General features: G+C 64.9%; 7 protein-coding genes. 5 read left to right on the forward strand and 2 right to left on the reverse strand.

From position 1 onward, the window contains the following. Positions 1–689: 689 nt before the first annotated feature. The gene (locus FJZ36_13225) at positions 690–2,174 is read right to left on the reverse strand and encodes a glutamate synthase subunit beta (protein ID MBM3215867.1); all 1,485 of its coding nucleotides are present in this window, start codon (positions 2,172–2,174) and stop codon (positions 690–692) included. Between the two features lie 30 nt (positions 2,175–2,204). Beyond that, positions 2,205–6,809, reverse strand: coding sequence for a glutamate synthase large subunit (gene gltB / locus FJZ36_13230; protein MBM3215868.1), 4,605 nt, complete (start codon positions 6,807–6,809; stop codon positions 2,205–2,207). A 1,645-nt stretch (positions 6,810–8,454) separates the two neighbouring features. Here gltB and FJZ36_13235 point away from each other — a divergent pair. The 5 genes from FJZ36_13235 to FJZ36_13255 form a co-directional block, all read left to right on the forward strand. Next, the gene (locus FJZ36_13235) at positions 8,455–10,830 is read left to right on the forward strand and encodes a T9SS type A sorting domain-containing protein (GenBank protein MBM3215869.1); all 2,376 of its coding nucleotides are present in this window, start codon (positions 8,455–8,457) and stop codon (positions 10,828–10,830) included. Positions 10,831–11,167: 337 nt separating this feature from the next. Further along, positions 11,168–12,046, forward strand: coding sequence for an SMP-30/gluconolactonase/LRE family protein (locus tag FJZ36_13240; protein ID MBM3215870.1), 879 nt, complete (start codon positions 11,168–11,170; stop codon positions 12,044–12,046). 13 nt (positions 12,047–12,059) lie between these two features. Then, positions 12,060–12,782, forward strand: coding sequence for a hypothetical protein (locus tag FJZ36_13245; protein MBM3215871.1), 723 nt, complete (start codon positions 12,060–12,062; stop codon positions 12,780–12,782). A 41-nt stretch (positions 12,783–12,823) separates the two neighbouring features. After that, complete coding sequence (locus FJZ36_13250) at positions 12,824–15,352, forward strand: DEAD/DEAH box helicase (GenBank protein ID MBM3215872.1); 2,529 nt, start codon at positions 12,824–12,826, stop codon at positions 15,350–15,352. A 10-nt stretch (positions 15,353–15,362) separates the two neighbouring features. Further along, the coding region (locus FJZ36_13255) for a restriction endonuclease subunit M/S (protein ID MBM3215873.1) at positions 15,363–15,819 on the forward strand (457 nt) is incomplete at its 3' end.

Consider the following 15,819-nt stretch of genomic DNA (forward strand, 5'->3'; position numbering starts at 1 on the left):
CGATGCCCGTCGCCCTGGAGAACCTCAAGCTCGCCTCGCGCGCGGATATGGACACGCGACGGCTCTGGAAGGTCATCGTCCTGGCGACGTTCGTCGGCGTCGCGGTGACCTTCTGGGCGTTCCTCGATACGAACTACCGGTGGGGCGGGGTCGGCGCGTGGCGCGGCGTGACCGCGTTCAACGTCGTCGAGCGGTGGACGACGCTGCCGTCCGGAACCGATGTCCGGTTCCTCGTGACGACCGGCATCGGCGCCGCCGTGACGCTCGCCAACACGATCCTGCGCCTGCGGTTTCTCTGGTGGCCCCTCCACCCGCTCGGCTACCTGCTGGCGGGCTACTACCACTGGGACCGCCTCTGGTTCCCGTTCTTCATCGCCTGGGCTGCCAAGCTGACGATCCTGCGGGCGGGCGGCATACGGGGCTACCGAAAGGCGCTGCCATTCTTCCTGGGGATGGTGCTGGGCGAGTTCGTTCTGGGGAGCCTGTGGGGCATCGTCGGGTTGGTGACGAGCACGCGCGTCTACGCCTTCCGCGACTGGTGACGCGCAGCCGATGGGCCAGGTAGGGGGCGACTCGCCGAGTCGCCTCTACGGCCGCCAGCATCCCGTCAGGCATACGACGTAAGGGACGGGTCTCAGACCCGCCCCCAGCCAGTTCCAGACATCGGTGCTGTGCTCAGAATAACGGTGCTAGGGCAGGTCGGTGGAGCCCATCAGGTAGCGGTCGCACTCGCGCGCGGCTCCGCGACCTTCGTTGATCGCCCACACGACGAGGCTCGCCCCGCGACGGACATCGCCCGCCGCGAACACGCCCGGCACGTTCGTGACGTACTCTCCGTGCTTCGCGCGGGCGTTCGACCGCTCGTCGCGTTCGATCTCCAACTCGCTGAGGATCGTGTCCTCAGGACCCAACCAGCCTAGAGCCAACAGTACGAGGTCCGCGGGCCACGTGCGCTCGGTTCCCGGCACTTCCTTCGGGAATGGACGTCCGTTCTCGCCGCGCGCCCACTCGACGTCGACCGTCACGAGCTCCTTGACGTTCCCGTTGCCGTCGTCGACGAACTTCTTGGTGCTGATGAGGTACTCGCGCGGGTCGAACCCGAAGCGATCCTTGCATTCCTCCTGGCCATAGTCCACGCGCATGGTGCGGGGCCACTCGGGCCAGGGATTGTCGGCGGGGCGCTCGTCCGGCGGACGCGGAATGATATCGAACTGCCGCATGCTCTTGCAGCCGTGGCGCAGCGACGTCGCGACACAGTCGGTTCCCGTGTCCGCGCCGCCCAGGACGATGACGTGCTTGTCCTTGGCGGAGATGTACTGCCCGTCGGCGTGCTTCGAGTTGAGCAGGCTGCGCGTGTTCTTCGTGAGGAACTCCAGCGCGAAGTGGACGCCCTTAAGCTCGCGTCCCTCGACGCGCAGGTCGCGCGGCTTGGTCGCCCCCACACACAGCACGACGGCGTCGTTCTCGGCGACCAGCTTCTTCGCGGGGAGGTCTTTGCCGATCTCGGTGCTCGTCACGAACTCGACGCCGGCTTCCGCCATGAGATCGACGCGCCTCTGGACGACCCGCTTGTCGAGCTTCATGTTCGGGATGCCGTACATGAGTAGCCCGCCGATGCGGTCCGACCGCTCGTAGACGGTGACCGAGTGACCTGCTTTGTTGAGCTGCGCCGCGCACGCCAAGCCCGAAGGTCCCGATCCGACGACAGCGACCTTCTTGCCGGTGCGCTTCGCGGGCGTCTCCGGTTCCACCCAACCGTGCTCGAACGCGCGATCGACGATCGTGCACTCGATGTTCTTGATGGTCACGGCGGGGCTGTGCAGTCCCAGCACGCAGGAAGCCTCGCACGGCGCGGGACACACTCGCCCGGTGAACTCCGGGAAGTTGTTCGTCTTGCGCAGCCGCTCGAACGCCTCGTGCCATCTGCCTCGGTAGACCAGGTCGTTCCATTCGGGAATCAGGTTGTTGATGGGACAGCCGGCGGCGAGTCCCTTGATGAGGACGCCCGTGTGGCAGAACGGCACACCGCAGTCCATGCAGCGAGCGCCTTGCTGGCGGAGTCCGTCGTCGCCGAGTCCCGTGTAGTACTCGTCCCAGTGGGTCAGGCGTTCTTCGGGCGTCTGCGCCTTCGGCGTCTTGCGGTCGAACTCCAGGAATCCCGTCGCTTTGCCCATGGTGTCCCCTCTGTCGCTCCGGGCGCTCTGCTAGTTCCCGCTGACCCGCGCGAGGTCGTTCTTGTTCTCTTCGAAAGCCGCCATGACGGCGTCGTCGCCGCTGATGCCGGACGCCTCGGCGCGACGGATCGCCTCGAGCATGCGCTTGTAGTCCTTCGGCATCACCTTGACGAAGCACTTCACGGAACCGTCCCAGTCCGCGAGAACCTGCGCGGCGACCTCGCTGTTGGTGTAATCGGCGTGCCGCTGGATCATCCGGCGGACCTCGGCGATCTCGCCGTCGTCGTGGAAGTCCTCGATGTCCACGGTCTCGTGGTTGCAGTGACGCTCGAAGTCGCCTGCCTCATCGAGAACGTAGGCGATGCCGCCCGACATCCCCGCCGCGAAGTTGCGGCCCGTCGGACCCAGCACGACGACTCGTCCGCCGGTCATGTACTCGCAGCCGTGGTCGCCCACCGCCTCAATGACCGCCTGGACTCCGCTGTTCCGCACGCAGAACCGCTCGCCCGCCATGCCTCGGATGTAGGCTTCGCCGCTCGTCGCGCCGTAGAACGCCACGTTTCCGACGATGACGTTGTCGCGCGGTACGAAGGTCGATCCGGCGGGCGGGTAGAGGATCAGCTTGCCGCCGGAGAGACCCTTGCCGAAGTAGTCGTTCGCGTCGCCTTCGAGCTCCAGCGTCATCCCCGGCGGGACGAACGCCCCGAAGCTCTGACCTGCGGAACCGTGGAATTGGAGATGGATTGTGTCCTCCGGCAGACCGTCGGGCCCGTGACGCCGCGTCAGCTCGCTGCCGAGGATCGTCCCCACGACGCGGTTCGTGTTCCTGATCGGCAGGCTCGCCTTGACCTTCTCGCCCTGCGACAGCGCGGGTTCGCAGAGCTTCAAGAGAACCTGATTGTCCAGCGCGCGGTCTAAGCCGTGATCCTGCGGAATCTGGCAGTAGCGGCCCACTTCGGGTCCCACTTCCGGCTGATAGAGGATCTTCGACAGGTCGATCCCGCGAGCCTTCCAGTGATCGACGGCGCGGCGCGGGTCGAGCCGATCCGTCCTGCCCACCATCTCGTTCACCGTGCGGAACCCCAGCTTCGCCATGATCTCCCGCATGTCCTCAGCGATGAAGCGGAAGAAGTTGACGACGTGATCGGGATCGCCCGTGAACCGGGCGCGCAGGTCGGGGTTCTGGGTGGCGACACCGACCGGGCAGGTGTCCAGGTGACAGACGCGCATCATCAGGCAGCCGACGGCGACGAGAGCGGTCGTCGCGAAGCCGAACTCCTCCGCGCCCAGCAGCGCCGCCATGACGACGTCCCGACCCGTCTTGAGCTGCCCGTCCGTCTCGACGACGATGCGGCTCCGCAGGTTGTTCAGGACGAGCGTCTGGTGCGTCTCCGCCAGCCCGAGCTCCCACGGAAGACCCGCGTGCTTGATGCTCGTCTGCGGCGACGCGCCCGTGCCGCCGTCGTGTCCGCTGATGAGTACGACATCCGCGTGACCCTTCGCGACGCCGGCCGCGATGGTTCCGACCCCCACCTCGGCGACCAGCTTGACGTTGATCCGCGCGTGGTGGTTCGCGTTCTTCAGGTCGTGGATGAGCTGCGCCAGGTCTTCGATGGAGTAGATATCGTGGTGCGGCGGCGGCGAGATGAGCCCGACGCCCGGCGTCGAGTGGCGCACCCTGGCGATCCACGGGTAGACCTTCCGTCCGGGAAGCTCTCCGCCCTCACCGGGCTTGGCTCCCTGCGCCATCTTGATCTGCAGTTCCTTCGCGTGGACGAGGTAGTTGCTCGTCACGCCGAAGCGTCCCGAGGCGACCTGCTTGATCGCGCTGTTCTTCGAGTCGCCGTTGGGCTCCAGGGTGTAACGGGCGGGGTCTTCGCCGCCTTCGCCCGTGTTGCTCTTTCCGCCGATGCGGTTCATCGCGATGGCGAGCGTCTCATGGGCTTCCTTGCTGATGGAACCGTAGGACATCGCGCCCGTCTTGAACCGCTTCCAGATCGCCTCGGCGGGTTCCACCTCTTCGATGGGAACCGGCGGGCGGTCGAACTTGAGGTCGAGCAGGCTGCGGAGCGTCACCATGCGCTTCGACTGGTCGTTGACGAGGTCCGCGTACTCGCGATAGATGGACGCGTCGCCAGTCCGGCAGGCGTGCTGGAGCTTGTGCACCGTGAGCGGGTTGAACAGGTGCTGCTCCCCGTCCTGCCGCCACTGGTAGAGCCCGCCGACGTCGAGTGTCATCACGCCGCGAGTCGCCTTGGGGTAGGCGCGTCCGTGCAGCGTCATCGCATCCGCCGCGATGGCGTCCAGCTTCACGCCTTCGACGCGGGAATCCGTCCACGTGAAGTACTTGTCGATGACTTCCTTGTGGATGCCGACCGCCTCGAAGATCTGCGCCCCACGATAGGACTTGATCGTCGAGATGCCCATCTTCGCCATCACCTTGACGACGCCCTTGGCGACCGCCTTGATGTAGTGCGCGACGGCTTCGTCATAGGAGACATCCGCCATCTGCCCCTCGGTGATCATGTCGGCGAGGCTTTCATACGCCATGTAGGGGTTGATCGCCTGAGCGCCGTAGCCGAGAAGCAGGCAGAAGTGGTGCACCTCGCGCGGTTCGCCGGATTCGACGACGAGCCCGACGCGCGTACGCGTGCCGCTGCGGATCAGGTGATGGTGCAAGCCCGATGCCGCCAGCAGCGCGGGGATCGGCGCGTGCGATGCGTCGAAGCCGCGGTCGGACAGGATGAGGATGTTCACGCCGTCCTCGATCGCCTTGTCCGCCGCCGCGAAAAGCTCGTCGAGCGCCCGTTCGAGTCCCGCCGCGCCGTCGGCAACCTTGAAGAGCGTCGGCACGACTCGGCTCTTGAAGCCGGGATGGTCGATGTGCCGAAGCTTCTCGAGCTCCTCGTCCTTGAGAACCGGCATGCGGAGGCGAACCTGCCGGCAGCTCTCCGGCTCGGGATGGAGCAGGTTCCGCTCGGAGCCCAGCGTCGTGTCCATCGACGTGATCATCTCTTCGCGGATGGGGTCGATGGGCGGGTTGGTCACCTGTGCGAAGAGCTGCTTGAAGTAGCTGTAGAGAAGCTGCGGACGGTCGGACAGCACGGCGAGCGGCGTGTCGTTGCCCATGGAACCGATGGGCTGGATCGAGTTACGCGCCATCGGCTCGATGTTCACGCGCAGGTCTTCGAACGTGTAGCCGAACACCTGCTGGCGGCGGAGCGTCGTCGCATGGTCCTGCTTGGGCGGATCGTGCGGGACATCGGACAGGTCTTCGAAGTCGACGAGGTTGGCGTCGAGCCATTCGCGGTACGGGTGCTCCGTCGCGATGGTTCGCTTGAGTTCCTCGTCGTTGATGATCCTGCCCTGGTCGGTGTCCACAAGGAACATGCGCCCTGGCTGCAGCCGGTTCTTGTGGGCGACTCGCTCCGGCGCGACTTCGAGAACCCCGACCTCGGACGCCATGATGACCATGTCGTCCTTGGTGATGTAGTAGCGCGAGGGACGCAAGCCGTTCCGGTCGAGAACCGCGCCGACCCGGACGCCGTCCGTGAAGGCGATGGACGCGGGCCCGTCCCACGGCTCCATGAGGCAGGAGTGGTACTCGTAGAACGCCCGCTTCTCCTCGGTCATGCTCTCGTGGTTTTCCCAGGGCTCCGGGATCATCATCATCATCGAGTGCGCGAGGGAGCGTCCCGATAGGGCGAGGAATTCGAGGCAGTTATCGAACTTCGCGGAATCGCTGCCGTCCTCCTGGATGATCGGGAACAGCTTCTTGATGTCCTCGCCGAAGAGCTCGGACTCGACCATCGACTGCCGGGCGAACATCCAATTCTCGTTGCCCCGGAGCGTGTTGATCTCGCCGTTGTGGATCATGTAGCGGTAGGGATGCGACCTGCCCCAGCTCGGGAACGTGTTCGTGCTGAACCGCGAGTGGTAGAGCGCGATCGCCGCCTCGATGTCGGGCGCGTGCAGGTCGAGATAGAACGTCGGTACCTGGTTCGGGGTGAGCATCCCCTTGAAGACGATCGTCCGGCATGAAAGGCTGGGGACGTAGAGGAAATCGCCGCCCGGCACGTCCTGGCGGCGCAGGGCGTTCTCGATGCGGCGGCGGATCACGTAGAGCCTGCGCTCGAACGCGAGGTCATCGGCGACTGATGCGTTCCGTTCGACAAAAAGCTGCCGAACGACCGGCATGTAGCGGATGGACGTCTCGCCCAGCCCCGTCGGGTCGGTCGGAACCGTCCGCCATCCGAGAACTCGCTGCCCTTCCTCGGCGACGATCCCTTCGACGGCGCGCTCCATCGACGCCCGCTGCCCGGCATCCTGCGGGAGGAAGAACATCCCGACGCCGTAGCGGCCGGGTTCCGGCAGTTCCATGCCGAGATCTGCCGTCACGCGCGAGAAGAAGCGGTGCGGAACCTGGATGAGGATACCAGCGCCATCGCCGGTGTTCGCCTCGCTGCCGCGTGCCCCACGGTGGTCCAGGCAGACCAGCGCCGTGAGCGCCTGGCGCACGATCTCGTTGGACTTCTTGCCCTTGATGTGGACAACGAACCCGATGCCGCACGCGTCGTGTTCGTAGCGAGGGTTGTAGAGCCCTTGCTCAGGGGGCGTCCCAACGGGTCGGATCATCCTTCAGCCTTTCTCTGGTCTCCACGGGCCCGCAGTCAGGCTCCTGCGCGCGTCATTGCAGCGTCATCGGCGAATCGTGGGGTGATCGGGATCGGTCGTGCGGCCGGTTGGCAAGCGTCGGGTCACCTTCCCGGTGGATGTAGTCGCTTCAGCGCCCCGAAGCGAGTAGAGGGCGCAAATCCATCGGTTCTGCCGGTCATGTCGAGGGCCTGCCGCCATCGAGCGTGACGGCTGTCTCTCGGCAACGGATGGGAGCCTGTGCCGGCTCCCTGTCCGCATCGCGCGGACATCGATCCAGGTCGCGAGGTCCGCACACCTCCCAAAAGAGATTGGGGACTATGATACCCGCTGACGGCGCGGAATCAAAGGGGTATCCGCTGCGCAACAGGGCAGGCAGACGCCGCATCGACGCCTGCACATTCGTGGCGAGTTCGCAGCCTGTCGCATCGCCGTCCGGTCTCGCAGACGGCGAACAAGTCGGCAAGCACGCGAGACCTCGACGGATCTTGGTCGCGGCGGCGGTTCTCTGTACTGGGATGAGCGATGAACCCATGCGTTGGCTCTTGCGTTACCACTCGAACGGGCGAAAGAGATTGCTGTGGATACGAGTATCGTATATACATGTCCTGATAACCGCAATCGACGTGTTCGCCAGTTGCGGTGCTGCGGCTGGTGCGTCTGCGCCACCAGTGCGCAGTGCGTGGTCACCATCGGCTTGCTGACAGAACACCACCCATAGGTCAGCAGGAAGGGGGAGTAGCGAATGAGACTCAGACGCAGTTGTGCCGTTGTCTTGGTGATCTTGGGCGCGGTCGCGTGGACGACATCGTCGCGCGCGCAGGAGCCCACGTGGCAGGCCGTGAACACGGGCATCCCTAGCTACGCGTGGGGCAGGGATGTGTGGTCGTTGGCAGTGTCGGGATCGACGCTCTACGCAGGCACGTACCACGACGCTGGCGGCGTCGTCTTCCGATCGGACAACAACGGCGATTCGTGGGTGCAGGTCGGCGACCCGCTGCCGGACGTCCGGACAATCGCTAAGGCGGTCGCCGTGGCGGGGACGACGGTGTTCGCCGGCGTCGATGGCAACCCAGGCGGAGGCATTGGCGGCGTCTATCGCCTGTTGGACGCAACGACCGTTTGGCAACCGTCGGGCCCAGTCATGCTGAACTACGTGACGACTTTCGCGCAGGTGGGCGGAACGCTCTTCGCCGGCGGCGCCTATGGGGTGTACCGAACATCGAACGGAGGCGATACCTGGGAGAGCGTGCTGTCAGACGGCGCGTACTCGTTGGCGGTATCGGGAGGAACGCTCTACGTCGGCACGGCAGGCAGCGGCGTGAAGCGGTCCGATGACCTGGGCGCGACTTGGGCACCCGTCGGTACGGGACTGACCTATGTCGTCCGGGCGTTAGCCGTGTCGGGGACGACAGTCCTCGCCGGGTCCGATACCAACGGCGTTTATCGACTCCCGGCGGGAGAGACGACGTGGCAAGCCTCCAGCACGGGGCTGACGGACCTGTACTCCCGTTCCTTCGCGCAGGTAGGCACGAGCATCTTCCTGGGAACTGCCTCCGGGGGCGTGTTTCGGTCGGACAACGACGGGGTGTCTTGGCAGCCCTTCAATACGGGGCTGACCAACCCGATGGTACGGACACTCGCGGTATCGGGCACGACGCTCTATGCCGGTACCGCAGGCGGGGGCGTCTTCCGCCTGAGCGTCACAGCCCCACCGTCCATCTCAGCCACCTCGATCACTCCCACCGCCGCCGTTCGCGGCTGGACCTTTCCCGTGACAATCGCCGGTTCGGGGCTGTCCGGCGTGACGCACATCCGCCTACATCGGACGACGCCGACAGTCGCCGACCTGAGCTTCCCTGTGACGAGCGCGACCGCAAGCAGTGTCGTCGCGACGTTTAACCTGGAGGGACTCGCTCCCGATTGGGTCGGCGTGCACGCGATCCACTACTCGACGGACGGCTCAACCTACAGCCCGACCGGACTCACCTTCTCGATCAACTTCTCCAGCCCGGGCTTCCATACGGGCGTGCCCATCAGCGGTGTTCGCGGCGAGACGGTGACAGTGACGATCACCGGTTCGGGATTGATCGACATCACCCACTTGCGGCTGCACAACGCGACGGCGTCTCTCGACCTGACGTTTCCAGCCGTCGCTGCCCCCGACAGCGCGAGCGTGACAGCGGCGTTCGACCTGAGCGGGCTTGGTCCTGAGTGGGACGGCACGCACCAGATCCAATACTCGATCGGCGGGACCTCGTTCGAGGATGCGCCGGGTTGGATGTTCACCGTGAACTCGCCTCCCGCGCCGATCCATCAGAACTGGACCGCAACGCTCCGCCTGACGGGCGATGAAGCAGGCGACCACACGGTCATCGTCGGCGTCGCGCCGGACGCGTCGGATGGCGTGAACCTGTCGGCGGAGGACACGCTCGCCCCGCCCATGCCGCAGCCTCCGGCGTCCTGGCTCCGCCTCCTGAGAGGCGGCCAGGCGCTATCACAGGATGTTCTCGCGTTCGCCGATGCGCGAACGTGGACCATCGAAGTCGAGGTAGGCAGCGGCACGCACTACCTGTCGGTCGAAGGACTGCCGGAAGGCGTTCTCGCCTACTACAACGACAACCCCCGCATCGTCCACGGGCCCGACACGGACGCGACGACGGCGGCCGTCCATCCGCTGCCTCTGGGGGCAAGCATATCTCTGAACACGGGCAGGCACCTCTTGACGCTCGTGCTCTCGAAGCGCCTGCCGCAGACGCTGGCGACGACGTTGGGCATCCGCTGGCGGATGTTCTCCCTGCCGGGTCCGACGACGAACGGAGCTCCGGCGGATTTGGTGACGCGGGGCGTCATCTCGATGTATGGCTACAACCCGTCGCCTGAGGTCCAAAACTACTACTCGATGTTCGGCGATGCGGATGATCAGGTGTCGGGTGTTCAAGTGTCGGATGATCCGCTTCCGTTCGTGAGCCAGGGCTGGTTCATCTTCCGCGACCCGGCGGCGAGTCCGCTGGCGACGACCTTCCAGGTGGACGTGGGCGATCCGGCGGCGCAGTCGGTCTCGGTAACGCTCCAGCCTCGGTGGAACCTCGTCGGGGTTCCGTTCGGGGGAGCGTCCGCGTCGGCGTACAACCCGACCGCCAAGACGGTCTTCGGGTATGACGGCGTCAACTACGTCATCGCGACGAGTCTGGCGCAGTTCCAGGGCTACTGGGTCTACAACGAGCTGGCGACGGCTCGGACGGTGACGATCACGCAGCCATCTCCGGGGGCTCCTGCCATCGTCCAGCGCGCGGCTCCGTCGCCGGATTGGGTCGCGCCGTTGACCATCTCGCTCGACAGCGGGGCGCTCAAGACGGTCGAGCTCGGGAGCGGCTCCAAGGCGCAGATGGGCTTCGACGCCTACGACGTGGGTCTGCCTCCGGCTCCGCCGATTCGGAGCTACTCCGAGTTCTTCGCCGCGACGGACGATCCGGTCGAGCGGATGACTCGGAGCGTCCTGCCGTCGAGCCAGCGCGAAGCCTCGTGGGAGCTCTCGGCGAATCTGGCGGAGGCGGGCACGCTCCGCTGGACGGCTCAGACGCTCCCGGCGGGTTATCGGATCATCGTCGAGTCGGGCGATGAGCGGCATGACCTGAGCCGCGAGGGTTCCATGCGCCTCGACGCAGGGAAGCACACCTTCACGGCGCGTCTGACCTTCGCGCCGCCGTCTCGCAGCCGTCTCATGGCGAACTACCCCAATCCCTTCAACCCGGAGACGTGGATCCCCTTCGAGCTGAAGGAGGGTTCTGCCGTTACGGTGAACATCTACGACGTGGCAGGTTCCCTGGTGCGGAAGCTCGATCTGGGCTACCGCGAGCCGGGCTACTACACGTCGCGGGCTGATGCGGCGTACTGGGACGGTCGGAACGAGCTCGGGGAGCGGGTCGCGAGCGGGGTCTACTTCTACGAGCTCCGCGCGGGTAGCTTCCGCGAGACGCGGAGGATGGTGATTCACAAGTAGAGGGGACTCAACCAAGCGGGCGGCTCTGAGAGCCGCCCCTACGAGCCGCCCCTGCGACCTGCCCGCAACCAGTGTGAGGGGGTAGCTCCCTCCTACGGGTCCGACCGACGGACTCGATGCTTCATCCGCGCCCATCTCTCCATCGAGGGGTGGGCGCGCTTGTGCTCCGGGAGCCCTATCGCGCCAAGAAGCTCCTCCGTACGCAGCCGGGACGATGGGCAGAGGCGAAGCCTGTGCGTAACTCACTCGGAGCAGGCTGTCGGCATGCAGAGGAACGGCGCGCCGTGCTAGCATTCCGGCGAATCCCGACCGGTGACGACGCGCAGAGGAGCCGCCCATGGACGTGATCGCTTTCTCGCCCGATCTGGAACGCATCATCGACGCCGGAGCGCAGTTGGAGCGCGTCGCGACCGGCTTCCTCTTCGTCGAAGGGCCCGTCTGGGACACCAAGCGCGCCCGGCTCATCTTCAGCGACATCCCCGCCGACCGGCAGTACCAGTGGCGCGAAGGCGCGACCGAAGCGGCGCTCTACCGCGAGCCGACCGGCAACTCGAACGGATTGACCATCGACCACGCCGGCGCGCTCCTCAACTGCGAGCACTCGGGACGGCGAGTGTCCCGGCTCGGTATGGACGACGGCAGCCTCGTCCCGCTGGCGGCACGCTACAACGGCAAGCGGCTCAACAGCCCCAACGACCTCGTCGTCCATTCCAGCGGCGCGATCTACTTTACCGATCCGCCCTACGGCGTTCGTTCCGAAGACCGCGAGCTGAACTTCCAAGGCGTCTACCGGCTCGACCCCGACGGAACGCTGACCCTCCTCGCCGACGACTTCGACCGACCCAACGGCATCGCCCTGAACGCCGACGAGACGGTCCTGTTCGTGGATGACACGAGCCGCCAACACGTCCGTGCGTTCGACGTCGGCGCCGACGGCTCCGTCTCCAACGGACGCGTCCACGCCGAGATGGACCCCTCGCTGGGACCCGGCGTCCCCGACGGACTCAAGGTGGACATCGAAGGCAACCTCTACATGACGGGCCCGGCGGGCATCTGGGTCTTCAACGCATCAGGGAAGCCTCTGGGCGTGCTGCGCGTTCCCGAAGTCGCAGCGAACCTCGCCTGGGGCGGAGCCGACAAGCGTTGGCTTTACATCACCGCGTCGACCTCGCTCTACCGCGTCCGGCTGAAGATCGCGGGCGTGCGGCGGTTCTAGGAGAGGATGTCCGATGACCGAATCCGAGCTTTTCGAAACGCTCCGAGGCGTGAGCGTCGATTCGGCATGGACGTGCCTGTCGGCGGCGGGGTTCCCCGACACGTTCGTGCAGGGGCTCCAGTGCCTCCATCCGGATCGGAAGATGGTCGGCAGAGCGATCACGATGAAGTACCTGCCGATGCGTCGCGATCTCGCCGAGAGCCTGAAACTGAGCGAGCGGGGCATGGGCAACAACGTGGGCCCCAAGAACGCGACTCCGGGCGACGTTCTCGTCATCGACGCGTGCGGCATCTCGAACGGCGGAGCGTTCGGGGACATCCTCGTCGCGGGGCTCCAGGCGAACGGAGGCGCGGGCATCGTCATCTACGGGGCGATGCGCGACCTGTCGGCGCTCCGCGAGATGGCGGTTCCCATCTACTACACGGCGACGCACGCCGCAGGGAGCCGAGGGATGATGTGCGTCGACTTCGGCGTGCCGGTGAACTGCGCGGGCGTGGCTGTGGCTCCCGGCGATATCCTGCTGGGTGACGCAGAGGGCGTCATCATCATTCCGCGCCGCGTGGCGGAGGAGGTCGCCGTGAACGCGGCGGCGCTGGAGTCGAAGGAGCTCTTCCTGCGGCGGAAGATCGAATCCGGCGACGCCAAAGTGGATGAGGCGTACCCGATGAGCGCGCGGCTCCAGGCGGAGTATGAGGCGTATCGGCGGGAGCGGGATGACCGCAACGCGCGAGATTGACGTCGCTGCTTGAGCGTCGCACCATCAGGCGAGGTCTACCCATGCCGCTGAACGAAGCGACAGCGCGGATCAAGATCAACAAACTGCTCGAGGCAGCCGGTTGGCGATTCTTCGGTGACGGCAACAAGCCGGGGAACGTGAGCCTCGAGCTCAATGTCCCGCTTCGCCGCACCGATGTCGATACGTTGGGCGAGGACTTCGAGAAGACCACCAAGGGGTTCATCGACTTCCTACTGCTCGACTCGACGGGCTCCCCGCTTGTTGTTCTTGAGGCGAAACGGGAACACAAGAATCCGCTCGACGGCAAGGAACAGGCGCGCCGATACGCGCGGTCGCAAAACTGCCGCTTCGTCATCCTGTCGAACGGCAACCTGCACTATTTCTGGGACCTCGATCGCGGCAATCCGTACGCCATCACGGCATTCCCGACGCCGGACTCGGTCGGCGCGTACCGTAAGACCGTGCCCCAGCCGCAACGACTGGTCGACGAACAGATCAACGACGACTACATCGTCCTGACGCAGCGACCCGGCTACGCCGCGGAGGCAGGCTGGAAGAACGAGGCGGAGCGCGAAGCGTTCAAGCAAGCCAACAAGCTCCGATTCCTGCGCCCATATCAGGTCAGAGCCGTTCAAGCCCTGCAGCGCTCGGTCAAGAACGGCAACGACCGATTCCTGTTCGAGATGGCGACGGGAACCGGCAAGACGCTCACGGCCGCCGCCGTCATCAAGCTCTTTCTGAGAACCGGCAACGCCTCGCGCGTCCTGTTCCTCGTCGACCGACTCGAGCTCGAAGACCAGGCGAGACGCGCTTTTGCCGGTCTGCTATCCGCCGACTATTCGACGGTCATCTACAAGGAGAACCGAGAAGACTGGCGTCATGCTGAGATCGTCGTGTCGACGGTGCAATCGCTGTTGTTCGGCAACAAGTATCAGCGGCTCTTCTCGCCGACGGACTTCGACCTCGTCATCTCCGATGAGGCGCACCGATCCATCAGCGGCAACGCTCGGTCTGTCTTCGACTTCTTCGTCGGGTACAAGCTTGGACTGACCGCTACACCGCGAGACTACCTCAAACGGCTCAACCTCGCCGCCAGCGATCCGCGCGAGATGGAGAGGCGTATCTTGCTCGACACGTATCGGACCTTCGGCTGCGAGAACCGCCAGCCCACGTACCGATACTCCCTGCTGGACGCCGTCAAGGATGGGTATCTCGTCAATCCGATCGTCGTCGACGCGCGAACGGAAGTCACGACGGAGCTGCTATCCAAACAGGGCTTCATCGTGACATTCGTCGACGAAGACGGTGAAGATCACGAAGAGTCCTACAAACGGAGCGAGTTCGAGAAGCGGTTCTTCTCGGACGCGACGAATCAGATCATCTGCAAGACGTTCCTTGAAAACGCGCTCCGCGACCCGATCAGCGGCGAGATCGGCAAGTCCATCCTGTTCTCCGTCAGCCAGAACCACGCGACCAAGCTGACGCAGATCCTCAACGAGATGGCGGATCGCATGTTCCCCGGACGTTACCGGTCCGATTTCGCTGTGCAGGTGACTTCGTCGGTATCCGACGCGCAGCGATTCGCCGTCAACTTCGCCAACAACAACTTGCTCGGATCGGCGAACTTCATACCCTCGTACCGGACCAGCAAGGCGCGCGTATGCGTGACCGTCGGCATGATGACCACCGGATACGACTGCACCGACATCCTGAACATCGGGCTCATTCGACCCATCTTCTCCCCGACCGACTTCATCCAGATCAAGGGTCGAGGCACGCGCAGGCATGATTTCCTCGAGCAGCTTTCCGATGACACGATCCGCGCGAGCGTGCGGAACCCCCACAAGACGACCTTCAAACTGCTCGACTTCTTCGCCAACTGTGAGTACTTCGAAGAGGACTATGACTACGACCAGGTGATCGCGCTCCCGGCCCTGGCAAAGAAGCACGAACCCAACGGCAACAGAACAACCACTGGTGTCGACGGCGCTTACGAACACCTCGGCGGCGACATCCTCTCGACGATTCAGGAGGAGACCATCGGCGCCGACGGCATGAAGATCGACCGAATGTTCTTCCAAGAGTTCGAGGAAACCGTCCGCTCCGTCGATGCGGTCGCGCAGGCGGTGGAGGCGGGCGACTGGGACCGTGCCGTTGAGCACGTCCGCCGCGAGATCCTGGGGAAGTCCGACGACTATTTCACGCTCGAACGGCTCCGGGTCGCCGCGTCCGTTGATCGCCGTCTTTCGCTCCGTGAGATACTGGAGAAAGCCTTTGGGTTCATCGCGCGGTTCAGATCAAAGGACGAGGTGCTCGACGAGGAGTTCTCGAAGTTCGTCGCGGACTACACACCCCAAGAAGCGGAATCGATTCCCGCCATCAAAGCGTTCTTCAAGGCGTACATCACCAACCGACGCGTGCGGGAGGCGATCGAAAGTCGTCAGTACACCGAGCTGGCGACCAATCCGGCGTTCTCCATGGCGGACTTGCGGGCCGTTCCCGTCCATTACCACGAGCTGGTACCTAATTACATCAAGGACTATGTCCCGCTGAATCAGTTCACGGAGTAACGAGGACGCGATGCTCGATACCGACACGAAGCGCCGCATCGACACCGCCCGCGACATCCTCGTCGGCAAAGTGCCCGACCCGAAAAGCCAGGTCGAGCAGATCACAATCGCCCTCATCTACAAGTTTATGGACGACATCGACGCGGAAGCGGAGGAGTTGGGCGGAGAACGCAAGTTCTTTGCCGGAGAACACGCGAAATACGGCTGGCACAAACTGCTGCGCTCCGGCATCGGCGGGCAGGCGACGCTCAACCTCTACGCCGAAGCCATCGGGAAGATGCCGGAGAACCCCGGCGTTCCGCCGCTCTTCCGCGACATCTTCAAGAACGCTTTTCTGCCGTACCGCGACCCGGAGACGCTGCGCGAGTTCCTGAAAGTCATCGACGAGTTCGAATACGATCACAGCGAACGGCTCGGCGACGCCTTCGAGTACCTGCTTTCGGTGCTCGGTTCGCAGGGCGACGCCG

The organism is Candidatus Poribacteria bacterium (genome assembly GCA_016866785.1).
Lineage (GTDB): Bacteria > Poribacteria > WGA-4E.

What these genes read in the sequence shown, in the direction of transcription:
- FJZ36_13225 (MBM3215867.1), bottom strand. Translation starts at nt 2,174, where the DNA reads ATGGGCAAAGCGACGGGATTCCTGGAGTTCGACCGCAAGACGCCGAAG.
- gltB (MBM3215868.1), bottom strand. Translation starts at nt 6,809, where the DNA reads ATGATCCGACCCGTTGGGACGCCCCCTGAGCAAGGGCTCTACAACCCT.
- FJZ36_13235 (MBM3215869.1), top strand. Translation starts at nt 8,455, where the DNA reads ATGGTACGGACACTCGCGGTATCGGGCACGACGCTCTATGCCGGTACC.
- FJZ36_13240 (MBM3215870.1), top strand. Translation starts at nt 11,168, where the DNA reads ATGGACGTGATCGCTTTCTCGCCCGATCTGGAACGCATCATCGACGCC.
- FJZ36_13245 (MBM3215871.1), top strand. Translation starts at nt 12,060, where the DNA reads ATGACCGAATCCGAGCTTTTCGAAACGCTCCGAGGCGTGAGCGTCGAT.
- FJZ36_13250 (MBM3215872.1), top strand. Translation starts at nt 12,824, where the DNA reads ATGCCGCTGAACGAAGCGACAGCGCGGATCAAGATCAACAAACTGCTC.